At 58.8% G+C, this 24932-nt stretch carries 19 protein-coding genes, 2 tRNA genes and 4 pseudogenes; 9 read left to right on the top strand and 16 right to left on the bottom strand.

Annotated features, from left to right (window positions below):
- Positions 1–311: 311 nt before the first annotated feature.
- Positions 312–387: transfer RNA gene (locus QRN20_RS23290), tRNA-Thr, on the bottom strand.
- A gap of 822 nt (positions 388–1209) precedes the next feature.
- On the opposite strand from QRN20_RS23290, the gene QRN20_RS23285 reads away from it, so the two are divergent.
- The 3 genes from QRN20_RS23285 to QRN20_RS23275 all read left to right on the top strand — a co-directional run bounded on the left by QRN20_RS23285 (position 1210) and on the right by QRN20_RS23275 (position 4234).
- Positions 1210–2223 carry a J domain-containing protein gene (locus tag QRN20_RS23285; RefSeq protein ID WP_122434474.1) on the top strand — a complete coding sequence of 338 codons (1014 nt, stop codon included), beginning with the start codon at positions 1210–1212 and terminating at the stop codon, positions 2221–2223.
- 906 nt (positions 2224–3129) lie between these two features.
- Positions 3130–3453, top strand: a complete 324-nt coding sequence (locus tag QRN20_RS23280; protein ID WP_088236210.1) for a DUF6124 family protein — start codon at positions 3130–3132, stop codon at positions 3451–3453.
- Between the two features lie 454 nt (positions 3454–3907).
- Positions 3908–4234, top strand: a complete 327-nt coding sequence (locus QRN20_RS23275) for a DUF6124 family protein (protein WP_043306320.1) — start codon at positions 3908–3910, stop codon at positions 4232–4234.
- A 301-nt stretch (positions 4235–4535) separates the two neighbouring features.
- On the opposite strand, the pseudogene QRN20_RS23270 reads toward QRN20_RS23275, so the two are convergent.
- The 5 genes and pseudogenes from QRN20_RS23270 to QRN20_RS23250 form a co-directional block, all read right to left on the bottom strand.
- Positions 4536–5802 (bottom strand): annotated as a pseudogene (locus QRN20_RS23270) (methyltransferase).
- A 1-nt stretch (position 5803) separates the two neighbouring features.
- Positions 5804–6493 carry an ABC transporter permease gene (locus QRN20_RS23265; RefSeq protein WP_285361309.1) on the bottom strand — a complete coding sequence of 230 codons (690 nt, stop codon included), beginning with the start codon at positions 6491–6493 and terminating at the stop codon, positions 5804–5806.
- Entirely contained in the window at positions 6490–7185 is a 696-nt protein-coding gene (locus tag QRN20_RS23260; RefSeq protein WP_122437673.1) for an ABC transporter permease, read from the bottom strand. Before QRN20_RS23260 ends, QRN20_RS23265 begins: the two co-directional genes overlap by 4 nt.
- A 66-nt stretch (positions 7186–7251) precedes the next feature.
- A complete protein-coding gene (locus QRN20_RS23255) occupies positions 7252–8022 on the bottom strand; it encodes an ABC transporter substrate-binding protein (protein ID WP_122413250.1) in 771 nt (256 codons plus the stop codon).
- 13 nt (positions 8023–8035) lie between these two features.
- Positions 8036–8809 carry an ABC transporter ATP-binding protein gene (locus QRN20_RS23250; protein WP_029244070.1) on the bottom strand — a complete coding sequence of 258 codons (774 nt, stop codon included), beginning with the start codon at positions 8807–8809 and terminating at the stop codon, positions 8036–8038.
- Positions 8810–9346: 537 nt separating this feature from the next.
- On the opposite strand from QRN20_RS23250, the gene gabP reads away from it, so the two are divergent.
- Positions 9347–10738: a GABA permease gene (gene gabP / locus QRN20_RS23245; protein WP_029244071.1), complete on the top strand. Its 1392-nt coding sequence runs from the start codon at positions 9347–9349 to the stop codon at positions 10736–10738.
- Positions 10739–11003: 265 nt separating this feature from the next.
- Here gabP and QRN20_RS23240 read toward each other — a convergent pair whose 3' ends face one another.
- The 4 genes and pseudogenes from QRN20_RS23240 to QRN20_RS23230 form a co-directional block, all read right to left on the bottom strand.
- Positions 11004–11489: a hypothetical protein gene (locus QRN20_RS23240; protein ID WP_069143187.1), complete on the bottom strand. Its 486-nt coding sequence runs from the start codon at positions 11487–11489 to the stop codon at positions 11004–11006.
- Between the two features lie 168 nt (positions 11490–11657).
- Positions 11658–12125 (bottom strand): annotated as a pseudogene (locus tag QRN20_RS26975) (methyl-accepting chemotaxis protein); the annotation flags it as partial.
- Between the two features lie 102 nt (positions 12126–12227).
- Positions 12228–12935 (bottom strand): annotated as a pseudogene (locus QRN20_RS26970) (PAS domain-containing protein); the annotation flags it as partial.
- 333 nt (positions 12936–13268) lie between these two features.
- Positions 13269–13550 carry a hypothetical protein gene (locus QRN20_RS23230; protein WP_004883057.1) on the bottom strand — a complete coding sequence of 94 codons (282 nt, stop codon included), beginning with the start codon at positions 13548–13550 and terminating at the stop codon, positions 13269–13271.
- A 181-nt stretch (positions 13551–13731) separates the two neighbouring features.
- Here QRN20_RS23230 and QRN20_RS23225 point away from each other — a divergent pair, with 181 nt between their 5' ends.
- Positions 13732–13977, top strand: coding sequence for a type II toxin-antitoxin system ParD family antitoxin (locus QRN20_RS23225; protein ID WP_029244074.1), 246 nt, complete (start codon positions 13732–13734; stop codon positions 13975–13977).
- A 73-nt stretch (positions 13978–14050) separates the two neighbouring features.
- Positions 14051–14260, top strand: a pseudogene (locus QRN20_RS23220) (type II toxin-antitoxin system RelE/ParE family toxin); the annotation flags it as partial.
- Positions 14261–14390: 130 nt separating this feature from the next.
- Here the strand turns inward: QRN20_RS23220 and QRN20_RS23215 are convergent.
- From QRN20_RS23215 to QRN20_RS23195, 5 genes are all read right to left on the bottom strand, one after another.
- Positions 14391–14466: transfer RNA gene (locus QRN20_RS23215), tRNA-Phe, on the bottom strand.
- A 101-nt stretch (positions 14467–14567) separates the two neighbouring features.
- Positions 14568–14840: an oxidative damage protection protein gene (locus QRN20_RS23210; RefSeq protein WP_004883065.1), complete on the bottom strand. Its 273-nt coding sequence runs from the start codon at positions 14838–14840 to the stop codon at positions 14568–14570.
- On the bottom strand, positions 14837–15904 hold the full coding sequence (mutY, locus tag QRN20_RS23205) for an A/G-specific adenine glycosylase (RefSeq protein ID WP_004883066.1): 1068 nt from the start codon (positions 15902–15904) through the stop codon (positions 14837–14839). The genes QRN20_RS23210 and mutY overlap by 4 nt, the downstream gene beginning before the upstream one ends.
- 197 nt (positions 15905–16101) lie before the next feature.
- Positions 16102–18324, bottom strand: a complete 2223-nt coding sequence (locus QRN20_RS23200) for an AsmA family protein (protein WP_122606302.1) — start codon at positions 18322–18324, stop codon at positions 16102–16104.
- A 103-nt stretch (positions 18325–18427) separates the two neighbouring features.
- The gene (locus QRN20_RS23195) at positions 18428–18832 is read right to left on the bottom strand and encodes an acetyl-CoA sensor PanZ family protein (RefSeq protein WP_122606300.1); all 405 of its coding nucleotides are present in this window, start codon (positions 18830–18832) and stop codon (positions 18428–18430) included.
- A 263-nt stretch (positions 18833–19095) separates the two neighbouring features.
- Between QRN20_RS23195 and QRN20_RS23190 the strand changes: the two genes are divergently transcribed.
- Positions 19096–20757, top strand: a complete 1662-nt coding sequence (locus QRN20_RS23190) for an OFA family MFS transporter (protein WP_043306308.1) — start codon at positions 19096–19098, stop codon at positions 20755–20757.
- A 106-nt stretch (positions 20758–20863) separates the two neighbouring features.
- On the opposite strand, the gene QRN20_RS23185 is transcribed toward QRN20_RS23190, so the two are convergent.
- Positions 20864–21763, bottom strand: a complete 900-nt coding sequence (locus tag QRN20_RS23185; protein ID WP_122606333.1) for a LysR family transcriptional regulator — start codon at positions 21761–21763, stop codon at positions 20864–20866.
- Between the two features lie 179 nt (positions 21764–21942).
- On the opposite strand from QRN20_RS23185, the gene QRN20_RS23180 reads away from it, so the two are divergent.
- Both QRN20_RS23180 and QRN20_RS23175 read left to right on the top strand, forming a co-directional pair.
- On the top strand, positions 21943–22956 hold the full coding sequence (locus tag QRN20_RS23180; RefSeq protein WP_217386425.1) for a zinc-dependent alcohol dehydrogenase family protein: 1014 nt from the start codon (positions 21943–21945) through the stop codon (positions 22954–22956).
- Between the two features lie 262 nt (positions 22957–23218).
- The gene (locus tag QRN20_RS23175) at positions 23219–24415 is read left to right on the top strand and encodes an amino acid aminotransferase (RefSeq protein ID WP_029241411.1); all 1197 of its coding nucleotides are present in this window, start codon (positions 23219–23221) and stop codon (positions 24413–24415) included.
- Positions 24416–24932: the final 517 nt, after the last annotated feature.

Below are 24932 nucleotides of genomic sequence, written 5' to 3'. Positions count from 1 at the left end.
GCCTTTGTATCGCTTCAATATTACCTTTGCCCGGAAACGCTGAAAGCCACGGCCTGCAAGGGCTGCAGCCATTTTTCCCGAGCCGTATTACTAATATTACCTTTTTTCTGACCCCCCACAGATTTTGAGCGGGGCACCCTGTACCGGGCGGTTAGCCAGGGTCTCGCGCTACTGCTCATGAGCGTCTGTAGCTGCGGTTGGAGCTCGACGTGGAGCGCGTAAGACAGGCCCGATCGGTGGCCTTGTTACGTGGCTTATTACGTCTGGGCGAAAAAACAAGGGCCTGCATCGCTGCAAGCCCTTGATTTATATGGTGCCGGCACCAGGAGTCGAACCCGGGACCTACTGATTACAAGTCAGTTGCTCTACCAACTGAGCTATACCGGCGTAATGGGCTGCGAGTATATAGAGTCTGATGCGCTTGTAAACCCTAGCTGACTGATTCAGTTGAAAAAATTTGACCGCCGGTGCGGCTTAGCGTCGGCATGCAGGACAGGGTCGGTGGTGAATGAAGGACGTTTCCCTATGGTTTGGCGGATTAGGCTGCCTGATGGCGGGTAGAAGGGTGTCTCAACATGCTGGTTTGGCCCCGTTTCGATGAGAGTGATTCGGCTATAACCCGCGTCGATTTTTAACCTGCCCATGCGAATCAATGACTTAGGCGGTGGCAGCTATCTGAGGCCGTTCAACGCTTCAGCCGAGTCAGGGGCTTTTGGGCCGTTTGCACGCTCGGGACGCTTTGCATAGGCTTGTTCTCAACGGCCCAAGCCACTGAGTCAGGCGGCGAGGGGCGTTCACTTTTCAGTCGGGGATAAAGGATTATCCATTGAATGACACGAAGGATCGTTGCAGGGCTTCGGGGATGCAGTACACCTTAGGCCAGCCATTCACTGAGAAGCGGTTTGAAGGTATTGGTAACGACGTCGTGTCCGGTCGGGCAGGCGTCAGGTGATAGAGAGGCTGTGCATTGCCGTCTGAATCGCATGAATGTGCGTCTGGACGCTGATGGAGTCATCACCAAGTCGGGTACGGTCAAGGTCGCTTCGGCGGGTCTGTGATGGTCTCGATGCTTGAAAACGATGCCCGGGTCTCAGGATCCGGGCATTTTTTTGCGTTTGTATCGGGTGTGTAGCATTGCGATTGGAGTTCGTGCGGTTCTGGCCGATATAGCTGTATCAAAATGGCAGTCGGCCATGGACAGCTAGTGCAATGCAGAGAACGCCCACGCATTACGAGCTGCTGAATGTCGCTCGCGATGCCTCTCCTGATCAGATCAAGAAGGCTTATCGCAAGATCGCTCAGAAGCTGCACCCGGACAGGAATTCCGACCCTTACGCTTCGGACATGATGAGTGTCGTCAACGCCTCTCACGATGTGCTGGCCGATGCTGGCAGACGCGCGGTTTATGACGCGCAGCTGGTGGCCGATGAGCAGAGGGCTCGTGAAGACGCTGCACGCCGCAGGCAGGTGCAGGCGATGCGTGGGCGGGCCGTTCATGTGTATGCCAGTGCGTCTGGCTCGGCGTCTGCTGCACCGCAGCAATCCACCTATACCGGCCCTGAGCGTCGGGCCAGTGCTTCGCCTCAACCGTCCAGAAGTCAGCGCCACGGCAGTGTGTGGCGCTGGGCGGCGGTGTTCGTGATTTTCTGTGCGGGCGGCGCGTGGATGGGGTACGACCCTAATGCTGGCAAGTCTTTCGTGCCGACTGAATCGGTGCCGGTGGTTCAGCCGTGGGTCAAACCGGCTGTTGAGCCCGAGCCTGTGGTTGAGCCTGTCAGCGTGGCTGAGAAAGCTGCGGACGTGGCTGCGTCCGAGTGTGAGGTGCCGACGGTGGATCCGATGGGCGCGCCCTGGCCGCAGAAGGCGGGCTATGTGAAGGACATGCCGACGCTCAAGGACAATGGCTGGTCGCAGATCACTGTTGATAACACGGCAGGCGGTTCTGCGGTTTACGCCAAGGTCACGGACGCAATGGGGCGCAAGGCGTTCCGGCATGCCTATATTCCGGTGGGTGCGTCGTTCTCGTTCGCCAAGATGGACGCGGGTCTGTACCTGCTCAAGTACAAGATGCTGGATACGGGCTGTGCGTTTGCCTCGGGGCGGATCCTGTTGGAAGAGACGCCGATGGGCAGTCAGATCAAGTCCAGCGCGTACAAGCTGACGTTGCGTAAGTTGCAGGGGCGCAGCGTGCCGTTTACGCGGTTGAAGGAAGATCAGTTTTAGTGGGTATGCGTGTGGGTTCAGGATCTGCGTAGTCAGTTGAATCGGACGCGGAGCGTCCTGGGCGGCATTCCCACGCGGAGCGCTCATCGTATACACAAGTCCGCCTCGACACTGATCGTGCCCATCGCTCCGCGTGGGCATGCGTCCCGTGACGCTCCGCGTCACAAATTGCACAGATTGCGGATTCAGTGAGCCGAGCGCATGACGTGGATAATGCTGGAGCTTTGGCCACGCATCTGCGCCACATTCAAGAGCGGACGCGGAGCGTCCTGGGAGGCGTTACCACGCAGAGCGTAGGAACGATCAGAGTGATCTCAGGCACGCCGATATGCCCATGCACCCAAGTCTTGCTGCAACCACGGACTACCGTGGGAGGCGGCTTGCCGGCGATGCTTTTTCTGAAGCGATCTATCGGTGACTGAACAGGCGCCATCGCCGGCAAGCCGCCTCCCACGGGATATGCATTCAGTCAGACGCTTTCGTTTGGCCCCGTTTTGCGCGTCTTTCGGACTTGTGTATAACGATGATCGCAGAGCGTGAGGAACGATCGTCAAACCTGCATCACTCATGTCTTGCAACGCTTTCAGGCGTGTTTTTGAAGGCTTCGTCTCTTTCCTTTGCGGGACATTTCCGAGAGAATCCCGGCCCGCTTGTGCCTTGCTGTCTGTGCTTCTACTCTCCCGTCCGTCGCTGCCCATCAGCGGTGGGGTTTAGTCGCCCGTGTTTGAGTTAAGGCGCATTGCGCCGCTGTTTGATCAGGTCGTTGGCCTGTTCTTTATGGCGGCTGTGCCTAGGGCACCTTCGGGTGCGCCGGTTCTTAGCTCCCGGTCGACTAACCTTCGTACAGCCGCCACCTTTATTCGTTTAGTCGCGACTCGGTGGCGGTTTCATTGAGGAGAGCTAAGCATGGTCAAAGTCACCCCCGATCCACCCTCGAAAACATCCACCGGCGCACCGATCTTCGATCAGGCCGTCGTCAAACGCGCGATGGCGTGTTACCTGCCCACCCGTCGTCCCAACAATGAATCCCAAGACAACAGCGCCGATTACATGAACCTGGAAGCAACGCTACTGCACGCGCTGGATTTTCTGCGCTGTGCCTCGGCAACGGCTTATGAACTGGGCGATGAGTTGAACGGGTCGAAACGGGACCTGGCGTTTGCTGCCATGCACATGGCCGAGATGGCCAAGGTGATGGTCGAGCGATCCTTGGAGTGTGTTGAGGAATAATCAGTTTTAGCGGGGCGTTTGTGTTTGCTCAGGATCTGCGTAGTCAGTTGAATCGGACGCGGAGCGTCCTGGGCGACATTCCCACGCGGAGCGTGAGGAACGATCATCAACTGACCTCGCTCACGCTTTGCAACGCTTTCAGGCGTGTTTTTGAAGGCTTCATCTCTTTCCTTTGCGGGACATTTCCGAGAGAATCCCGGCCCGCTTGTGCCTTGCCGTCTGTGCTTCTACTCTCCCGTCCGTCGCTGCCCATCAGCGATGGGGTTTAGTAGCCCGCAATGAGCAAGGCATCACAACCGTGTTTCATCAGGTCCGTCCCGATGCTATGGCGGCTGTGCGCTTGGCGCCTTCGGGTGCGCCGGTTGCCTGGCTCACCGGTCTACTAACTCGTGCACAGTCGCCGCCCTTTCGTTTAGTAGCGAGAGGACAGCGATTTCATCGAAGGAGCTAGAACATGGTCAAAGTCACCCCCGATCCACCCACGAACACTTCCACTGGCGCACCGGTCTTCGATCAGGCCGTCGTCAAACGTGCGATGGCGTGTTACCTGCCCACCAGTCGCCCCAACAACGACGCTCAAGACAACAGCGCCGATTACATGAACCTGGAAGCGACGTTACTGCATGCGCTGGACTTTCTGCGCTGTGCCTCGGCGACGGCTTATGAACTGGGCGATGAGTTGATCGGGTCGAAACGGGACCTGGCGTTTGCTGCGATGCACATGGCCGAGATGGCCAAGGTGATGGTCGAGCGATCCCTGGAGTGTGTCGAAGAAGTCTGAGATATCCGCTTGAAAACCGGATCGTGAACGGCGTGTTACCCGTATGCGATCCGGCACCGCAACAGGCCCGTTCCAGAGCCGTTACCAAATCTTTATGCACAATCGCTACATCAATATTTGCGTACATGCCAATAAGTGTGCAAATACCCCGCCTGCGTCGCAAACCACTGTTTTTGTGGGTTCCTGACGGAACAGGCAGGAAAAATCAGGGACTTCAGTAACTGGTGCGCCAAGCTTTAACGCGCCATTCAGAATTTTCATCAACAGACTTATCCACAGGATGTTCTGTGGTTTTACAGCTTCATTTATGGCCCAGTATCAGCATGTTGCGAGGCGTAAGCTGGCGCTGACAGAAAGTCCCCACGCTGACGCTGTAACCCTGCTCCTGAAGATACAGGGCTCGATCGAGCACCAGCCACATTTCCAGCGGGCGTCGGAACAGGTTCTGGACCAGTTCCAGATTGCGCACCTGAGCCAGTCGCTGCCAGCCCGCAGCCTCCCATTGCGCCCAGTTCTGTTCGCCCGACAAGGGCAGGTTTTTCAGTTGCGCCAGATGACGGCAGTAATCTTCGTAGGGAGCGTCAAGCCACGAGACGGGCAATGACGGTGTGGGCAGATATTCATCGATGCCGCGCAGCGTGCGCTGCAGCAGGTCGAACCCCAGGCGGCGTGCCATCGAGGTGTCGCGCTGACGACGGACGCGGGCACCGGCGGTCACGGTTTCGCTCAACGGCAAACCGAGTTCGTCACGCGACAATGTCAGCCCCGATGCTTTGCCCTCGCGGGACAGCGGCTGGTAATGATCGAAGCGGGTGCGGTTGTAACAGCAGGGCGCAATCGCCAGGCGCTGGCAGCCGGTGTGGCTGGCCAGTTGCATCAGTTGTACATGCAGATCACCGCAAGCATGCAGCGCGACGGGCGTATGGTGCGGCTGCAGGCTGCGCCACGCATCATCGGCCATGACGTCCTGTTGAACATGCCGGGCTTCCAGCCCTTGGCGAGCGCTGAGGGTACGGCCCGCTTCGACCAGCGCCGGGTCGCGCTCAAGGCAGGTGAGTTGCTGGCCGCGCCCGGTCAGGCGACGACCTAGATGACCCTTGCCCGCGCACCAGTCCAGCCAGTGAGTGCCTGCCTGTCCGGTGTCCACATGACGGGCGAAGGCTTCGATCTGCTGCCACTTACGTCCCGGTACATCGGCACTCATGCGCGGCTCGACGGGGGCGAGCGGGTAGACGGGCAGTTCGGCGACCTGGCTCAGGGCAACGGCTTCGGATGCCAGTGCCGCAAACGGGAAGGGCGCGTCGAGTTGGTCGGGGTCCAGGTGCGCCGCTTCAGCCTGTTCGAGGGTACGTTGGCGCAACCATTGTGTCAGTTCGGGGTACTGGTCTTCCCACGGCAGGTGCAGATGGGTGAATGGCCTGGGCCGCCACAAACCCTGATGCGCGAACAGGAAGCTGTCCAGCGCACCGAAGTGGCTGCGAAGCGTGTCGTTCTGCAGGCTGGGTTCAGAATTCATGGTCGGCGGCTTCGCGTGGGAGACTGGCCGGATGAAAGCCAGCCCCCTTCATATCAGCGACCCTGGCTCGCGTCTACGCGTAACAGTTTTTCCAGCAGGCGGAAGCCCTGTACCAGCACGAACGCCATGACGAGGTAGAACAGGCCTGCGGCGAAGAAGATCTCCACCGGCATGTAGGTGCGGGCAATGATCGTGCGGGCCATGCCGGTCAGTTCCAGCAGCGTGACGGTGCTGGCCAGTGCGCTGGCCTTGAGCATCAGGATCACTTCGTTGCTGTAGGCCGGCAGTCCGATGCGGGCGGCGCGTGGCAGGACAATGTAGAACAGCGCTTTCCATTTCGACATGCCCAGAGCCCTTGCTGCCTCGACTTCGCCGGGCGGTACAGCCTGGATCGCGCCGCGCAGGATTTCTGCGATGTAGGCGGCGGTGTGCAGGGTCATGGTGATGACCGCACACCAGAACGGATCGCGCAGATACGGCCACAGTGAACTCGCGCGCACGGCATCGAACTGGGCCAGGCCGTAGTAGACCAGAAACAGCTGCACCAGCAGCGGCGTGCCGCGGAAGAAGAAAATGTAGGCGTAGGGCAGCGTGCGAACCGGCCAGTGCCGTGAGACGCGGGCGATGCCCAGCGGGATCGCGAGAATCAGGCCCGCAATGACCGCAATCGCCACCAGTTCCAGCGTCAGGGTGGCGCCCTGTGCCAGGCGTGGCAGCCACTTGATGATGACTTCCCAGTTCATGATGCGCTCCTCGCAAAGCCGCGGGCGGCGCGTTTTTCCAGGAAGTACATGCCGATCATCGCTAGCACGGTCAGGCCCAGGTACATGATGGCCGCGACCATATAGAAGGTGAACGCTTGCTTGGTGAAGCCCACGGCGATCTGCGCGTGGCGCATGATTTCCTCAAGGCCGATCACCGAGACCAGCGCGGTGTCTTTCATCAGGATCATGAACAGGTTGCCCAGGCCGGGCAGGGCGATGCGCCACATCTGCGGCAGGATCAGCTTGTAGAGGATGCGCGTGCGCGACATGCCCAGCGCCAGCCCGGCTTCACGATGACCTTTGGGAATCGCCAGAATGGCGCCGCGAAACACTTCGGTGGCATAGGCGCCAAAGCACAGGCCCAACGCGATGACGCCTGCGGCGAACGCGCTCAACGCCAGGTCCGGCTTGCCGAACAATTCACCCAGCGCGCGCATGCCGTTGACGGTGCCGAAGTAGATCAGCAATACCCAGAGCAATTCAGGAACGCCGCGCACGATGGTTGAGTAGGTGCCGCCCAGCCATTGCAGGGGCTTGTAGGGCGAGGTCTTGGCCAGGGCGCCGAGCAGGCCGAGTATCAGCCCCAGGCACAGGGCCGAAAGGGCCAGTTGGACGGTCATCAGCGCGCCAGCCGCGAGGGCCGGGCCGAATCCGTGGAGATCAATGTTCATGGGCAGGCTTATTCAGGACCGGTCGCCGGGCTTCGAGTCGAAGCCGCAGCGACGCCGTCAGGTGAATCAGAGAATGCTGAAAGGGAAATACTTGTCGTTGATCTTCTTGTAGGTGCCGTCAGCGATGATTTCTTTCAGGGCGGTGTTCAGGCGCTCACGCAGCGGGTCGTCCTTGCGCACAGCGATACCGATCTTGTCGTCATCCTTGACGGGATTACCTTTGAACTCGAAGTTCTTGCCCGCCTCGCTTTTGAGCCATTCGTAGCCGACGTACTTGTCGGCGAGCATGGCATCGACACGACCGGACGACAGATCGAGGAAAGCATTTTCCTGGGTGTCATAGAGCTTGACGTTCACATCGGGCATTTCGAGCTGCTGGTCTTCCAGCCAGATGCCTGACAGGGTCGCGCGTTGGGCACCGATGTATTTGCCTTTGATGCTTTGTTTGGCCTGGTCGGCGGTGTCAGCATCAAACGAAGTGGTTTTCGGCGCAATGAACTGCAGCTTGTTCGAGTAATACGGATCGGTGAAATCGACGGCTTGTTTGCGCTCGTCGGTGATCGACATCGACGAGATCAGAAAGTCGAACTTCTTCGCTTCAAGGGCCGGGATGATACCGTCCCAGTCAGAGGTCACCGCCTGGCATTCAGCCTTGAGCTTGGCGCACAGGGCCTGGCCAATCTCATAGTCGAACCCCACGACCTGACCGCTGGCGTCCTTGTTGTTGAACGGCGGGTAGGCCGCTTCGATACCCATTTTCAAGGTTTCGGCAAAAGCACTGGTCGTGAAAGCCAGGGTGGCCGCTGCGACCAGCAGGATCTTCTTGTACGTCTGCATGGGTGTTGCTCCGTTAGCGGTGACTCGACATGAATTGTTTACACCTTACCGACAGCGGGTTCTCGAACACTTGCTGCGGTGTGCCCTGTTCTTCGACCATTCCTTGATGCAAAAACACGACTTCACTTGAAACCTGGCGTGCAAAATTCATTTCGTGGGTCACCAGCAGCATGGTGCGGCCTTCCTCGGCCAGCGCGCGGATGACGTTGAGCACTTCCTGAACCATTTCCGGGTCGAGTGCCGAAGTCGGCTCGTCGAACAGAATGACTTTGGGTTGCATGGCCAGCGTGCGGGCGATGGCCGCGCGCTGTTGCTGACCGCCCGAGAGCTGGGCCGGGTAGACATGGCGCTTGTCAGCGATACCGACCTTGGCCAGCAGCGCTTCTGCAACTTCGATGGCTTCGGCCTTGCTCTGGCCCAGCACGCGGCGCGGCGCTTCGATGATGTTATCGAGCACGCTCATGTGCGGCCACAGGTTGAAGTTCTGGAACACGAAACCAATCTCGCTGCGCAGGCGATTGATCTGTTTATTGTCGGCTGCAACCAGTTCGCCGTTGCGGGCGGCCTTGAGCTTGAGTTCTTCGCCTGCGACCAGAATCTGACCCTGATGCGGGTTTTCCAGAAGATTGATGCAGCGCAGCAAGGTGGACTTGCCGGAACCGGATGAACCCAGAATCGAGATGACGTCACCTTCACGCGCTGTCAGCGAGATGCCCTTGAGCACCTCAAGCTGATCGTAGCGTTTGTGCAGGTTGCGGATTTCCAGGGCGGGCGTGGCCTCAGCCATGTGGGGTCCTCATAGTGTTGTGCGCTCTTTCTGCGAGGCGAGCGCCAAGCTAGCACAGCGTTCAAAAGACAACCAACTGCGCCGAAGAGTGAATGTGACAGCGTTTTACGGTTTGTCGCATCGCCGCAGCAGACTGTCGCCAAATGGCAGGCAGGCGCGTGTATCCAGTACCCGTTTGAGGTGGGTGTGCGCGAAAAAGGCGCGATGTTGCCATTTTTGACCGGGTGTTGGAAGCAGCTTTTGCGGAGCGGCGCCTGATGGCGCGCACCATTGGTGAGCTTTTATGTGTGGCGTGTGCATTTTCGGTGCGGTGGTGTGAAGCGGTTTTGGGGCGTCAGGTAACAAATCCTACGCCATAGACCGTATTTTCAATTTGTCCATTCAAGAACCGCTCGCCTACAACCCCTATGTTTCAGGAGCGACGTCGTTTTTGAAATATTTTGGCGCAATTCTTGCGTCAAGAATACAGAACGGCACCGTTGCTTTCTTTTTACGAGCTGCTTCGGTGTGCCTCGCTCGTCTTGCACAGGTGGTTTTATGAGCAGTACCGCTAACTCTTCCGAGCTCGAACAAGGGCTGAAACCTCGACACATCACTATGTTGTCGATTGCTGGCGTCATTGGCGCCGGCCTGTTCGTAGGCTCCGGCCATGCCATTGCCGAAGCCGGACCTGCCGTGCTGTTGGCTTACGCTGCAGCGGGTACGCTGGTGGTGCTGGTGATGCGCATGCTGGCCGAAATGGCCGTCGCCTCGCCTGATACCGGTTCATTCTCGACGTACGCCGACCGTGCCATCGGGCACTGGGCCGGTTTCACCATTGGTTACCTGTACTGGTGGTTCTGGGTGTTGGTGATTCCGTTGGAGGCCAACGCGGCGGCGACCATCCTGCACGCCTGGTTCCCGAGCATCGCCATCTGGATGTTCACGCTGGTCATCACTTTGCTGCTGACAGCCACCAATCTGTTCAGCGTGAAAAACTACGGCGAGTTCGAGTTCTGGTTCGCGCTGATCAAGGTCGTGGCGATCATCGCGTTCGTGGTGCTGGGGGTGGCGGCGATCTTCGGTCTGCTGCCGACCAGCCAGGTCAGCGGTGTCAGCCATCTATTCGATACCGGCGGTTTCCTGCCCAACGGCATGGGCGCTGTGCTGGCGGCGATGCTGACCACCATGTTCTCGTTCATGGGCACCGAGATCGTGACCATTGCGGCGGCCGAATCCAAGAATCCAGGCAAGCAGATCACCAAGGCCACTAATTCGGTGATCTGGCGGATCTTCCTGTTCTATCTGGTTTCGATTTTCATCGTTGTGTCGCTGGTGCCGTGGAACGACCCGCGCCTGGCGGAAGTGGGCTCCTACCAGACCGTGCTGGATGCCATGGGCATTCCCAACGCCAAGCTGATTGTTGATCTGGTGGTGCTGGTTGCGGTGACCAGTTGCCTCAACTCGGCGCTGTACACCGCGTCGCGCATGCTGTTCTCGTTGGGCAAGCGTGGTGACGCACCTGCATTGTCCAAGCGCACCAGCAAGGGCGGCACGCCTTATTGGGCGGTTCTGCTGTCGACAGCGGCAGCGTTCCTGACCGTATTCGCCAACTACATCGCGCCTGCGGCTGTATTCGACTTCCTGCTGGCCAGTTCCGGCGCCATCGCTTTGCTGGTGTATCTGGTGATCGCGGTGTCGCAGCTGCGCATGCGTCAGAAGCGTATCGCGGCGGGTGAGGCCATCGATTTCAAGATGTGGCTGTTCCCGTGGCTGACCTGGATGGTGATTGTGTTCATCGTTGCTGTGTTGACGATCATGCTGATCCAGGAAGAGCACCGCATCGAAATCATCGCGACCGGACTGCTCAGCCTGCTGGTGGTCGGGGCCGGCCTGATCGTCTCCCGCCGCCGTAAGGCTTCGCGGGTCGGGGCTGCTGCGCTGGGGTGATGGCAAATGTCTGATCGTGCCCACGCTCTGGGTGGGTATGCCGCCCGTGCCGCTCCGCGTCACGAATGGCACAGACTGCGGATTCAGTGAGCCAAGCGCATGACGTGGATAACGCTGGAGCTTGGGCGCACATCTGCGCCACGTTCGAGAGCGGACGCGGAGCATCCTGGGAGGCATTCCCACGCAGAGCGTAGGAACGATCATCATCGTATTCCTCCAGGAGGATTTGTGTATAACGATGAGCGCGTGGGAACGATTAACTCTTTCAGCGCATCGCTCTGGTGTCGCGCTTCATCAGCAAGTCCGACGCCATCTGGAAATCTGCCTGGAAAGCCTTGCCTTCGACCCACTCCACGGCGGTGTCTTCGTCTTCGCCGTGGTGGATGGCGCGGTAGGTGATGAGCAGGCCCATCATGAAGTCGGTCGCTTCCTCTTCGTCTTCTTCCGAAACCACCAGCGCCAGCACCGGGTATTGCAGGAACACCAGACACATCGCCAGCTGGCTGATGGCCTCGGCGGACTTCATGGTGTCGAACAGGTCTTCGTAGTCGGCCGGGTCGAAACCGTTTTCAACGATGTCCTTGAAGTCGAACGTATTCATGTCCAGCTGCACATCGTCGAACGGCTGGTTAACCAGTGCAGAGGCGAACACGGGATGCACGACGTTGGTCGGTGACTTCCCGGAGCGGTTCTGCTTGGCCTTGATCTTTGCGCGCTTGGCACGTTTTTGTTGCTTGTCTGGCGAGGCCATGAGGCGGTCCTTTGTCCGGCGGTAAGGGCAATGGCGGCTATTGAAGCGCACAGCGCCCGAATAGCCAAGGCCGGGATGCTGGCGAGCGGGTTTGCTATTGATGTCCTGGGCGCAGAAACATAAAAGCCCGCAGGGCGCGGGCTTTCAGTGTAGCGGTACAGCGAACGGTCATTTTTTGCCGGTTTTGGAGAAGGCTTCTGCCTCGTCCATACGGTTGGCGAACATGCTGACCGCCTCAACGGCATCGCTCGCGCCGTCACGAATCTGCACGATCACCTGCCCGGCCTGATCAGCCAGCGTAACGCCACGGTTTGCGCCTTCCTGAGTCGCGCTCATACTCGCTACCGCCTCGCGTGTCTCGGCCAGAATCTTGCCAATCATCTCGGCGATTTCCGTGGTCGAGCCGCTGGTGCGTCCTGCCAGTTGCCGGACTTCATCGGCCACGACCGCAAACCCACGACCCTGATCGCCAGCCCGTGCCGCTTCGATGGCCGCGTTGAGCGCCAGCAGGTTGGTCTGGTCGGCAATCCCACGGATGGTGTTGACGATGGCCGTGATCTGTTCCGAGCGATCGCCCAGCTGCCCGACCAGTCTGGCGGATGCGCCGATGTTCTCGGCAATCTGCCGCATCTCGCGTGCCGTTTCCTGGATCACCAGTGTGCCCTGTTCGGCTACCTTCTCGGTTTCGGCCGAGATGTGATAGGCCTTGGACGCGCCGTGTGCGTCGGCTTCCTGCTTTTCCACACGGTCAGTGATGTCGCTGGCGAACTTCACGATCTTGTACAGCTTGCCCTCGACGTCATAGACCGGGTTGTAGGTCGCTTCCAGCCAAACGACTCGGCCATGCTTGCCCAGACGCTTGAACTGGCCGCCCACAAACTCGCCGTGGTTCAACTTGCGCCAGAATTCGGTGTACTCCGAGCTGTTGACGAACGTCGGCTCACAGAAGGTCTTGTGGTGTTTGCCTTTGATGTCCGTCAGCGAAAAACCCATCACGTGCAGGAAGTTGTCGTTGGCTGTCAGCACATGGCCGGCCGGGTCGAACTCGCACACCGCCATGGCGCGGTCCACTGCATTGAGTTTGCTGTGAGTTTCGTTTTCAAGCATGACCTTCCGGGTGACGTCGAGTGCGTACTTAACGATCTTGATCACTTTGCCCTGAGCGTCTATCACCGGATTGTAACTGGCCTCTAGCCAGACACTTTTCCCGGTTTTGCTGACACGCTTGAAGGTGCCTGAGATGAATTTGCCTGCCCGCAGCGATGCCCATAGATCAGCATACTCACGACTGCGTGCCATTTCAGGCTCGCAGAAGTCGCGGTGGGACTTGCCGGGAAGCTCTTCGGCCCGATAACCCATTGCTGTTAGAAAGTTGTCGTTGGCACGCAGGATCCTGCCATCAAGATCCAGCTCGACCACCGCCATCGATTTTTCAAGTGCGCCCATCAGTCCTTTTGCGCTATCTACTTCTGCCTTCATGGCTGCCAGTTCGTTTTTGCTTTTATTTCCGAACATAACCTGCCGCCTTTGGTGTTGTTTTTACGAAACTCTATTCATCAGGCTATCGACACCAGAGTTGAAGGCATTAGGGCTGGAATGACGTTTTGGACAGGCGGGATAGGGTGAGGATGGCGGTAATTTTTAGCTGAAAGCGGTCAGCGCCAAACGCCGGACAAAGAAAAGCCCGCGATGGGGGAGCGGGCTTAAGGATTCACACTTGGGAGCAGCTCTACAATGGCTTATCGGCTGTGAAAACTTTGTGAAGAAAACAGGCCGTTTTTACTTTTTTTCAGGTGTCTGAACAGTGTTGGTCACTTCGGAGGTCGGCACGAAGGTTTTCGACTCTTCGGCAGCAGCTTCCTTGGATGCAGCCTTGTCTTTGGCGGCTTCGGCATTCTCTTTCGCTGCGTCGTTCACCTTGGCCTGAGCCGATTCCATCTTCTGTTGAGCGTTTTCCTGATGCGCCTGAGCGTCCTGGGCTTTCTGCTCGGATTTGCTGTCGCAGGCGGCGAGGCCAAGGGTGGCGGCGATGACGAGGGCGGAGGCGGTAAACTTGAGCACAGGATTTTTCCTTTGAAAACAAATGTATGAGTTCGAGGGGATGGGTGGGGCTAAGTTCAATCGGTTATAGGCATGGGGGCGAACGTACTGTGGATGCAACCTATCGGATCGCTGGTGTGCGAAAACGCACCAATAGTATGACAAGATGATCGCCGTCAATGATTTCACTTGAGGTTCAATCATGGGAACCGTTCGCAAGACCATTACCGTCACCGATCAGCAGGACAGCTGGATCAAGGCCCAGATAGATGCGGGCCGATACACCAATGACAGCGAGTATATTCGCGACCTGATTCGGCGTGAGCAGGAGCGTAGTGCAGAAATTGAAGGTATCCGCCAGGCACTGATAGAAGGTGAGGCGAGCGGAGAGCCCCGGCGGTTCAGTGTCGATGAGTTCAAGAAAAGGATGTTGAACGCGCATGACTGAATACCGTCTTGCGCCTGCCGCAGAACGCGATCTGGAGGCAATCTGGCTCTAAACGTTTCAGGAGTGGGGCTCAGCACAGGCCAACCACTATGTGGACATTATTACTGAGGCGTTCGCTGAGCTGGCGCAAAATCCGAAAACCGCACCTGCCTGTGATCACATTCGTTCAGGTTATCGTCGTCGCAGCATTGAGCGGCATGTCATTTATTTCCGCGCGACGGAGTATGGCATTGCTGTTATCCGTGTCCTGCACGACCGAATGGATGTGTCGCGTTACATTTGACTCGTTTCAATCGCGACCGCGCAGGGGGTGGTCGTAAGGAATGAGGTAAATCCCGGACAACAAAAAACCCGCACTAGGCGGGTTTCTTGTGTGCTTTCAGGTGTGCTTGGCATCACCTGAAAACGGAAGGTGGTGCCCAGAGACGGAATCGAACCGCCGACACGGGGATTTTCAATCCCCTGCTCTACCGACTGAGCTATCTGGGCAACGGGGCGCATTAAACGTGTTTTTCAGGAGGTCGTCAAGCGCGTTCTCAAAAAATATTGAATTATTACCGACGCTTACGACCTTCACTGCGCGAAACGCTTTATTTCTCGGGCGGAACGTAGCCTTCAGCCTGAGCGTATTCCTCGCCGGACAGGTACTTGTCCATTTCGGCCTGGAGGAATTTGCGGTCTTCGGCGTTCATCATGTTCAGGCGGCGTTCGTTGATCAGCAGGGTCTGGTGCTTCTGCCAGTCGGCCCAGGCTTTTTTCGAGACGTGGTTGAAGATGTCTTCGCCCTTGGCTCCCGGATAAGGGGCGCGCTCGAGGCCTTCCAGTTCTTCTTTGTACTTGCGGCACATTACGGTGCGGGTCATGACGACTCTCCTGCGTTCAATACGTCGGCTGCGCGTTTGAGCAGCTTTTTCACCGGGGCGGCAAGGCCCAGGCGCGGCGGGGTGGCGAGGTTATACCAGAGCCAGTCGGCCTCGGCCACGTGATGGGCGGACTCCTGGACCTGTACCAGCCAGGGTTCTATGCTCAACTGGAAGTGGCTGAAGGTGTGAATCAGGCCGGGCAGTTCGTGATGCTTGCCCAATTCCAGCGAGTGTTGTGTTGCCAGATGCTGCACGTCGTCGAAGTGATCGAGTTCCGGCAGGCTCCACAGGCCGCCCCACAGTCCGCTGGACGGGCGGCGGTACAGCAGAATTGCGCCGTCGCCGTTGGCGAAGATGGGCATGAGAGTGCGCTTTTGCGGCACGGTCTTGCGCGGCTTGGGGATCGGGTAGCGGGTTTCCAGACCCAGCATGTGTGCCTGACAGCCGCGCTCGAGCGGGCAGAGCAGGCAGCTGGGTTTGCTGCGGGTGCAGAGCGTTGCGCCCAGGTCCATCATCGCCTGGGTGTAGTTGTTCACGCGCGTATGGGGCGTGAAGCGCTCTGCCGTGGCCCATAACTGTTTGGCGACCTTGGGCTCGCCCGGATAGCCTTCCTGCGCCGTGAAGCGCGCCAGAACGCGTTTGACGTTGCCGTCCAGGATCGAGGCGCGGATACCCATGCTCAGGCTGGCAATGGCGCCTGCGGTGGACAGGCCGATGCCGGGCAGCTCGGTCAGCTTTTCCACATCGCGGGGAAATTCACCGCCGTGTTCGGCCACGACAATACGCGCGGTCTTTTGCAGGTTGCGGGCGCGGGTGTAGTAGCCCAGGCCGGTCCACAGATGCAGCACTTCGTCTTCGGGCGCTTCAGCCAGGGCCTGTACGGTGGGCAGGGCTTCCATGAAGCGGTCGAAGTAGTTCAGCACAGTGCTGACTTGCGTCTGTTGCAACATGATTTCCGACACCCAGACCCGGTACGGCGTGATGCCTTGCTGCCAAGGCAGGTCGTGTCGGCCGTGGCGGTCATACCAATCCAGAACTGCGCTGGAAAATTGCTCGGGTTGCATCGCCTGGTGGGCTCCTGTGAAACAGCTCGTGACCTGATGAAATGCTGATAGTTGTAGGAGCGCGCTTGCCCGCGATGCGATGTATCAGGCGACTCATCAGTGACTGAGTGGACGCTTTCGCGGGCAAGCGCGCTCCTACAGTCCTTTGTATCTTGCGAGGCGGCGCTGTGTCAGGGACATCGCGCCGCCTTGCTTTTCTAGCGCTTGAACAACCCCTTGAGCGCATCTTTGAGTTCCGGGCTGACCTTGTCGCCCAGCTTCTCGTTGAGCTTGTCCTCGAGTTTTTCGCTGATCCGGTCGCCTGCCAGTTTTGCGGCGATCTGGCCGACGCCTTCGCGGTCCAGACGGCAGGCCTTGGCGCCCAGTTCCAGCGGGCCTCGGCACTGCACCGGCCACTCGATGCCGACGTAGCGCGGATTGACCTCGCAGGCCGGGTCCGGCATGTCGCTCTTGTCACCTTCGATGATGATGCCGACGCGGTAGTTCATGCCCAGCACGCGCAGGTCCACGTCGCCATTGCCGTTGACGGTCAGGCCGGGGATACGCACTTTCAGATCCGGGTTGCTCGCCACGCCGTTGCGGATCACCAGATTGCCGTCCAGTTGCTGAAAAGGCGTGTCCTTGGCGCGCGGCTCGCCGGTCAGCGGTTTGCGGTTCAGCGTCGAAATGCCTTTGCACAGTTGCTGCTCAAGGTTGGCGTTGACCAGCACGCCGTTGTTGAGCGCGAAACTGGCGGTGCCGTTGAGGCTGTCGATCAGCGCTTTCTCGCTGTTGCCCTGGCCGGTCAGGCTGCTGTTCAGTGTCAGCAGGCCACGCACCGGCGGCGTCTGGCCCTGACTTTCCAGAACGCGGTCCACCGGTACTTTCGCAGTGCGGGTTTGCACACTGATGGTCGGCAGGTCGGGACGCGCATCCAGATTGCCTTTGACCTCGAAGTTGCCGTTGTAGAGATTGCCGCCGAGCGTATCGAGCTTGATGACGCCGCCCAATGCCTGGGTCTTGAACACAGCATTGTCGATAGGCAGCTTGTTCAGAGTCAGCTTGCCCAGGCTGATGTCAGCCTCGACATCCAGCGTGCGCAGGCGCTCCAGTGGCAACAACTTGGCAGTGCTCCAGGCAGCCTTGGTGGGCTGTTCGGGCAATGGCGAATCCCCGGCGACAGCTGCGGCTTCACCGCTCTGCACCTCGGATTTGCGCGCGGCCTTGGCGCCTTTGCTTTCTTCGCTTTCGGCAGGGCGATAGCGGTCGGCGTCGAAGGTGTCGCCCTTGAGCTGCACGCGCAGGGCCTGCTTGGCGAAGTCGTCTATCGCGACACGGCCAGTGAAGGTGCTGTCGTCCACTTTCAGGTTCAGGCCGTCCAGCACCACGCTGGTGGGCGTGCCGCTGAGGCGTGTGACCATTTCGACCTTGCTGAGTGCGCCATCGGCCATCGGCGGCAGTGGCTGGCCGATGTTTTCAAAGAAGGTGCGAACATCGAGCTGGGCGATGGACAGGCCGCCACTGAGCTGCGGGGTCTTGTCCAGCTCGCGGGCACGCAGTTCGCCGAGGGCGCGCATCTGGTTGGCCGATATCTTCAGGCTGTTCCATTCGGCAATATTGGCCGCCAGATCCACCAGCAGTTGACCTTGTGCCGAGAAGGTCACGGTCTTGCCCTTGAGTGGCTCGCCAGCGACTTCGCCGGACAGGCGCATGTCTTCGAATTGATAGCGCTTGAGCACGCGGTCCATGCGCAGTTCGCCGACCAGTTCGGTCTTGGCGCGCACCACGGGCTGGTTGGTGCTCAGGAAGGCGGTCAGCTTGATTGGAATATCCGACGCTTCGCGAATCGGACCGGTGCTCAGCTGGATACTTTCTGCCGTGAAGGTCTGGCCTTTGCGAGCGTCGCTGTAATCCACGCGGGCGTTGTTGACGGTCAGGCTGTCGATGTCCAGCTTCAGAGGCTGAGAAGCGCGTTCCGGCTTGGGTGCTTCCGGCGTCGGCGTGGTTTCCGGTTTCGCATCGGTGGACGCGACGGCAGGCGGCTTGCCGATGTCTTCCCAGTTGCCGTGACCCTGCTCATCGCGATGCAACATCAGGTTCAGGCCTTCGACACGGATGTCGCTCATCTGCACCTGTTTGCGCAGCAAGGGCAGGACGCGGACGGACAAGCCCAGCATCTGAACATCGGCAAAGGGCTGGTCGGGAGCGGTCAGGGTCGCCACATGGGTGTCGTGCAGTTCCAGCCCGAGCCAGGGGAACAGGCTCCAGCCGATATCGCCATTGAGCGTCAGCTCGACGTTGGCCTTTTCACGTGCCAGTTGCCGAATCTCGTCTTTGTAGTCGTTGGGATCAAACAGATGGGTCAGGGCAAAGCCGAGAGCCACGATGATCAGCAACAACCCGAGAATAAACAGCCCCAGGATTTTGCCGAACGCTTTCATGGGCGAGTCCTTGTGTCGATGTTCAAAAATAGCCCACGAGTATACCGCTCTGAGGAGGGTCTCGGGCTTCGGATGCCTTCATGGCTGGATGACGCCCGGTGATTCAGGGCGTTGTGACGTCCAGTTGCACAGAAAGCCTGGCCGCCAGGGCGAGGACTTCGGGACACTCGGCGGTTGCCAGCAAGCGTAGTTCGCAACCCGCCTCCCGGGCCAGTTTCTGCCCCTCGCAGACTATGCGCTCGGCCACGCCGCGTCGACGTGTCGGTTTGCGCACGCACAGATGAGACAGGTGCCAGACAGTCTTGCCGCGCTCAAGCCGGGCCGCGCCCAACAGCCGGTCGTTGAAGCGTCCGGTCAGCAAGGCGCCGTCTGCCAGTGTTGTTTCGATCAACTGTGCTGCACCGAAAAAGGGCGGGAACATATCTGCAGGTGCGTCGAGATATATCTTTTGCAGGTCTTCCTGATCCTGAAAAGTGGGCGAACTTAATAGCCCAACTAAGACCGGCATGCATCTTCTCCTGATGTTTAATTGACTGCATCTATGGGGTCATAGATAACGTGGATTAAGTGGGTGATTTTAATAATAAAAACACTGTAACAAGATGCTTATTAGCCATCAGTAAGTGATAGTCTCCGCATCTGCTGGCTCGGGTGCGTCTTTTTGTCACGTATCTGAACATCCTGCCGATAAAACAGACATGGCCGCTCGGCATGGAGTCTGTGGCGGATCAGCGGGACCATCTGCAAGCTTCACACATTGGGGTAATTATAATGAGCACAAGCACAGCATTGGGCGGCGCAGCCGTTCAGCCTGCGTTCTTGTCCAAAGAGCGCATTATCGCCAAGCCCGGTTTCAACCGCTGGCTTGTTCCACCCGCCGCACTGGCCATCCATCTTTGTATTGGTATGGCGTACGGCTTTTCGGTTTTCTGGTTGCCGTTGTCGAAAGCGGTCGGTGTTTCGGCACCTGTGGCATGCACACCGGACATGGGCTTCTTTGCACAGATGTTTGCATCGACCTGTGACTGGCAGATTTCCATGCTGGGCTGGATCTACACCCTGTTCTTCATCTTCCTGGGCTGTTCGGCTGCCATCTGGGGTGGCTGGCTCGAGCACGCAGGTCCACGCAAGGCCGGTGTTGTTTCGGCACTGTGCTGGTGTGGCGGTCTGCTGATTTCGGCGCTGGGTATTTATACCCACCAGATCTGGCTCATGTGGCTGGGCTCGGGTGTCATCGGCGGTATCGGGCTGGGGCTTGGCTACATCTCCCCGGTGTCGACCCTGATCAAGTGGTTCCCGGACAAGCGCGGCATGGCGACCGGCATGGCGATCATGGGCTTCGGCGGCGGCGCGATGGTGGGTGCACCTCTGGCGACCTTCCTGATGGGTCACTTCGCTTCTGCGGACAGCGTGGGCGTATGGCAGAGCTTTGTCGTGATGGCGGTGATCTACTTCATCTTCATGATCGGCGGCGCACTGGGCTACCGCGTTCCGCCGACCGGCTGGAAACCTGAAGGCTGGACCGCTCCGGCTGCCAAGGCCAAGAACGCGATGATCACCAACCGTCACGTGCACGTCAGCGTGGCCTGGAAGACGCCGCAGTTCCGTCTGGTCTGGCTGGTGCTGTGCCTGAACGTTTCGGCCGGTATCGGCATCCTGGGCATGGCTTCGCCACTGCTGCAGGAAGTGTTCGCCGGCAAGCTGCTGGGCAATGACCTGACGTTCAGCCAGCTCAATGCTGACCAATTGAAAGCCATCGCCGCCATCGCTGCGGGCTTCACCGGTCTGTTGAGCCTGTTCAACATCGGTGGTCGCTTCTTCTGGGCTTCGTGCTCGGACTACATCGGTCGCAAGGCTACCTACTTCGTGTTCTTCGCACTGGGCTTCGTGCTCTACGCGTCGGTGCCGACACTGGGTCACATGGGCAGCATCGCGCTGTTCGTGGCTGCGTTCTGCGTCGTGCTGTCGATGTACGGCGGCGGTTTCGCAACCGTACCTGCCTACCTGGCCGACCTGTTCGGCACACAGATGGTCGGTGCAATCCATGGTCGCCTGCTGACTGCCTGGGCTGCAGCCGGTGTACTGGGTCCGGTACTGGTCAACTACCTGCGTGAGTATCAACTCAGCCACGGTGTTGCACGTGCCGATGCCTACGACATCACGCTGTACATCCTTGCCGGTCTGCTGGTGCTCGGTTTCATCTGCAACCTGTTGATCCGTCCGGTGGCCGACAAGTACTTCATGACCGACGCGGAGCTGGCGGCTGAGCAAGCCATCGGCCACGACAAGGGCTCTGATGCGACCACTTCGCTGGAATGGAAAGCTTCAGCGGGCAGCAAGCCGCTGGTGATTGCCGCCTGGCTGGCAGTGGGCATTCCACTGGCGTGGGGCGTCTGGGTGACACTGCAAAAGACCGCCGTACTGTTCCACTAACAGTCTGCGAGTCCTGAAAAAGCGCGTGCACTTCGGTGCATGCGCTTTTTTTTGCCCGGTTTTCGGGGGCGCTGTAGTTACGGGCTTCGCTTGATACAAACGCAGATCAGCGAGACGTGAACCAGTTGGGGTGCAGTCGTGGGATATGCTCTTTCAGCCAATTCACGAATGCATCCACCTGCGGGGCAAGGTGCGTTCTGCTGGGGTAAAGCACCGAAACCGGTCGCGGTCGTGGACGAAACTCCCTGAGTACCTCGACCAGTTCCCCGTTGGCGAGGAATGTCTCAACGGTAATGCCCGGCGCCTGAACAATGCCGAAGCCTGCCACACCGCATTGAACATAGGCATTTGACTCGTTCAAGGTAATCCCGCCACGAGGCGTGTACGGATGATTGTCAGCGTCTATCGTGAAGTGCCAGAGCAGCGGTCTGTTGTTCTGACCGGACAGGAAGCTGACGCACCGATGGCCCGACAAGTCCTGCAGGTTCATTGGAACGCCGTGCCTCTGGAGATAATCCGGGGATGCACAGGTGACCATGGTAGCGGTGCCGATTTCTCTGGCGACCATGCTGGAGTCGGGAAGATCACCGATACGTAGCGCACAGTCGATGCCCTCGGCCACGAGATCCACTGCACGGTCGGTCACGCCAAGTGCAAGCTCGATTCCCGGAAATGCCTCGGTAAATTTTCTCAGGCTCCCCATGAAGCTGCGTTGGGAAAAGGCAGCTGGAATATCAATTCGAAGCCGCCCCCGTAACGTGGAACCGCTACGGTCGAACATGGACGTGGTTTGAGCGATGGTTGCCAGGATCTCTTTCACCCGCTCGTAAAATTGCTCGCCCTCTGCAGTCAGGTTTACTTTGCGCGTGGTGCGCTGGAAGAGCCGGACACCCAGCGAGGCCTCCAGCTCCTGAATGGTGCGCGTGACATGCGGACGTCCAATCTGCAATGCCTCTGCGACTTTGGTGAAGCTCCCCAACTCAGCCAGCTTGGCGAATACCTGCATCGACTGTAGAAGCTCCATAAGTCTTCTTTCCCAAAGCATATTGAATAGATGATTGTTGCTGATCAGGATAACAATCCTATCGGTTTCTGCGCATTTATCGCAGGCGACGAAACCTCAACAATGGCTCCAGCGCAAGGAGGAGTCTGCCTCCTGCAATTGAAAATGGCTGGAGACAAAAAATGAAAGCATGGCTTCTGAAAGACTTCGGGCTGGACAACCTGGTGCAGGAAGACGTTGAAACTCCGGTGCCCAAAGCCGGAGAGTTGCTGGTAAAGGTCGGCGCGGTATCGCTCAACTTTCGGGACAAGGAAATCGTTGACGGCATTTATGAGCCCCACATGGTACCCAAGCCGCTCATTCCGGTCAGCGATGCGGCAGGTACTGTCGTGGCAGTGGGTGATGGCGTCAGCCGCTTCGTCGTCGGAGACCGGGTCAACTCGCACCTGTATTCACGCTGGCTGGATGGCATGCCCGGGCCGGATGAGCCTGACTACTGCTTCGGCTCGCCACTGCCGGGCGGTCTGGCGCAATACATGATCATCCACGAAGACAGCGCCGTGCGGGCCCCCGATAACATGTCGGATGAAGAGGCCGCGACGCTTCCGATCGCTGCTCTGACGGCATGGTATGCGCTGGTTGATTTTGGCCGGATCGAGCCGGGTCAGACGGTTCTGGTTCAGGGGTCTGGAGGTGTTTCCGTTTTTGCAGCACAGATTGCAACAGCGCTGGGCGCTCGCGTCATCGCCACCTCCAGTCGGGATGACAATCTGGACGCGTTGAAAAAGCTGGGTGCTGTTGCAGGGGTGAATTACCGCACTCACCCTGAATGGGCAGAGCATGTGATTAAGCTCACCGAGGGTAAAGGGGTCGATCTTCTGCTGGATGTGGCGGGAGGTGACGGCATCAATCAATCCATTGCTGCCACGAAGGCGGGGGGACGGATCGCACAGATCGGCTTTTTGACGGGGCAGACCTCTGCGCTGAATCTGATGCCTATGATTTTCCGTCAGACAACAATCCGCGGCATCGCCGTTGCGCCACGCTCGTCATTTGACCGGATGAATGAATTCCTGAATAAGCATCGGATTCGCCCCGTGATCGATCACGTTTATTCATTCGATCAGGCTCGCGAGGCTTATGAGCATTTGGCCAGAGGTGCTTTCGGAAAGGTCGTCATCAAGATTGGCGGATGACCGGGCGCATGGAGCGGCCCTGCGCGAGCGTGGATCTGTGATTTCGACGGATCACCTTGAGGTGCTTCAGGTCAGTTGGCGTTTGCCCCGGCGGACGTTGGATGCTGCCTCAAGGAAACGGTAAGGTGGGGTTTAATGCCTGTCCTGCCCCACAGGTGTATTTTTCTGCCAAATACCCGCCTTGGCAGGGTTAATATCCCGCAGCAGAACCACAGACCTGATCGTTGTCCGGCCTGATTTCATTCTTTAAGGAGTTGTTTGCATGCTAGCCCACGTGGAGTCGTACGCCGGTGATCCGATCCTTTCGTTGATGGAAACCTTCGGCAAGGATCCTCGCGCCGACAAGGTCAATCTCAGCATCGGTCTGTATTACGACGCACAAGGCCGCATTCCTCGTCTCGACGCGGCAGTGAGCGCACAGAAGCAACTGGCCGAGGGCGAGCAGACGGCTTCGCTGTACCTGCCGATGGAGGGCCTCGCGCCTTATCGTCAGGCAGTGCAGACCCTGCTGTTCGGCGAGAACAATCCGGCCGTGCTCGCCGGTCGTGTCGCTACGATCCAGACCGTGGGTGGTTCCGGCGCGCTGAAAGTGGGTGCCGACTTCCTCAAATATGCGTTTCCGGATTCGCAGGTCTGGGTCAGCGATCCGACCTGGGAAAACCATAACGCGCTGTTTGGCGGCGCGGGTTTCAAGGTCAACACCTATCCCTACTTCGATGCCCAGACCGGCGGCGTGAAGTTCGACGCCATGCTGGATGCGCTGCAGCAATTGCCTGCACGCAGCATCGTGTTGCTGCACCCGTGCTGCCATAACCCGACCGGCGCGGATCTGTCCGTTGCGCAGTGGGATCAGGTGGTCGCACTGGTCAAGGCTCGCGAGCTGATTCCGTTTCTCGACATCGCCTATCAGGGCTTCGGCAACGGCATGGACGAAGACGCCTACGCGATTCGTGCGATGACCGAGGCTGGTGTTACAGCGTTTATCAGCAACTCGTTTTCGAAGATTTTCTCGCTGTACGGCGAGCGTGTGGGCGGGCTGTCGGTGGTCTGCGAAGACAGCGCTTCGGCCGTCAACGTGCTGGGCCAGCTCAAGGCGACCGTACGCCGCAACTACTCCAGCCCGCCTGCTCATGGCGCGCAGGTGGTTTCCCGCGTGCTCAACTCGCCGCAACTGCGAGACCAGTGGCTGACCGAGGTCGAAGTGATGCGTCAACGCATCCTCGACATGCGGACTCGTCTGGTGGCGGTGCTGGCGCAGAAGGTTCCGCAGCACGATTTCAGCTTCATCCTCCGCCAGAACGGCATGTTCAGCTACACCGGCCTGACGCCTGCGCAGGTCGATGAGCTGAAGGACACCCACGGCGTCTACCTGATCCGCAGCGGCCGCATGTGCCTGGCCGGGTTGAACGAGGGGAATATAGACAAGGTCTGCGATGCGATTGCAGGCCTTTTCAGCTGATTTCTCCAGTGATGGGTAACCTGTAATCCGCTGGGAAACGTGATGTGTGGGAGGCGCCACCACGTCTTCGACGCAGCGCTGTCGCGCAGCAAACTTGGTGGGAGCGGACTTGTCCGCGAAAAGGTCATTACATCCGACGAATATTCATCGACTGAAATACAGTATTCGCGGACAAACGGAACGCCGCCCGGTCCGCTCCCACAAAATCCGGTTTCTTCAGTGGGTTGCAGGTTGTTTGATAAGAGGCGCGACCCAGTATTCAACATGGCGCTGTCGCGTAGCAAATACGGGACTGTGGGAGGCGGCTTGCCGGCGATGAACGATGACGCGATTTGCCTGACCCACCGCGTCCACTGCATCGCCGGCAAGCCGCCTCCCACAAAAAGCTGGCGTTTCTTCAGTGGCTTACAGGTTGCTTGATAAAAGCGGACTTGCCGAGGCGCAAAAGGGCGCTGTACAGTAAATCCCCTGTCTGTCGTCTGTTTGCTTCATGCGGGGCCGTTCTGGGCCTATAATG

The sequence above is a fragment of the Pseudomonas sp. fls2-241-TYG-175 genome, from assembly GCF_030209155.1.
Classification (GTDB): Bacteria; Pseudomonadota; Gammaproteobacteria; order Pseudomonadales; family Pseudomonadaceae; genus Aquipseudomonas; species Aquipseudomonas viridiflava.
The sequence above is the reverse complement of the archived record's forward strand: the minus strand, read 5'-3'. Positions and strand labels throughout refer to the sequence as shown.

Coding starts and splice junctions, on each gene's coding strand:
- QRN20_RS23180 (WP_217386425.1), top strand. CDS start 21,943: ATGAAAGCATGGCTTCTGAAAGACTTCGGGCTGGACAACCTGGTGCAG.
- QRN20_RS23275 (WP_043306320.1), top strand. CDS start 3,908: ATGGTCAAAGTCACCCCCGATCCACCCACGAACACTTCCACTGGCGCA.
- QRN20_RS23260 (WP_122437673.1), bottom strand. CDS start 7,185: ATGAACATTGATCTCCACGGATTCGGCCCGGCCCTCGCGGCTGGCGCG.
- mutY (WP_004883066.1), bottom strand. CDS start 15,904: ATGCAACCCGAGCAATTTTCCAGCGCAGTTCTGGATTGGTATGACCGC.
- QRN20_RS23185 (WP_122606333.1), bottom strand. CDS start 21,763: ATGCAGGTATTCGCCAAGCTGGCTGAGTTGGGGAGCTTCACCAAAGTC.
- QRN20_RS23240 (WP_069143187.1), bottom strand. CDS start 11,489: ATGGCCTCGCCAGACAAGCAACAAAAACGTGCCAAGCGCGCAAAGATC.
- QRN20_RS23175 (WP_029241411.1), top strand. CDS start 23,219: ATGCTAGCCCACGTGGAGTCGTACGCCGGTGATCCGATCCTTTCGTTG.
- QRN20_RS23225 (WP_029244074.1), top strand. CDS start 13,732: ATGGGAACCGTTCGCAAGACCATTACCGTCACCGATCAGCAGGACAGC.
- gabP (WP_029244071.1), top strand. CDS start 9,347: ATGAGCAGTACCGCTAACTCTTCCGAGCTCGAACAAGGGCTGAAACCT.
- QRN20_RS23265 (WP_285361309.1), bottom strand. CDS start 6,493: ATGAACTGGGAAGTCATCATCAAGTGGCTGCCACGCCTGGCACAGGGC.
- QRN20_RS23280 (WP_088236210.1), top strand. CDS start 3,130: ATGGTCAAAGTCACCCCCGATCCACCCTCGAAAACATCCACCGGCGCA.
- QRN20_RS23210 (WP_004883065.1), bottom strand. CDS start 14,840: ATGACCCGCACCGTAATGTGCCGCAAGTACAAAGAAGAACTGGAAGGC.
- QRN20_RS23200 (WP_122606302.1), bottom strand. CDS start 18,324: ATGAAAGCGTTCGGCAAAATCCTGGGGCTGTTTATTCTCGGGTTGTTG.
- QRN20_RS23250 (WP_029244070.1), bottom strand. CDS start 8,809: ATGGCTGAGGCCACGCCCGCCCTGGAAATCCGCAACCTGCACAAACGC.
- QRN20_RS23190 (WP_043306308.1), top strand. CDS start 19,096: ATGAGCACAAGCACAGCATTGGGCGGCGCAGCCGTTCAGCCTGCGTTC.
- QRN20_RS23285 (WP_122434474.1), top strand. CDS start 1,210: ATGCAGAGAACGCCCACGCATTACGAGCTGCTGAATGTCGCTCGCGAT.
- QRN20_RS23255 (WP_122413250.1), bottom strand. CDS start 8,022: ATGCAGACGTACAAGAAGATCCTGCTGGTCGCAGCGGCCACCCTGGCT.
- QRN20_RS23195 (WP_122606300.1), bottom strand. CDS start 18,832: ATGCCGGTCTTAGTTGGGCTATTAAGTTCGCCCACTTTTCAGGATCAG.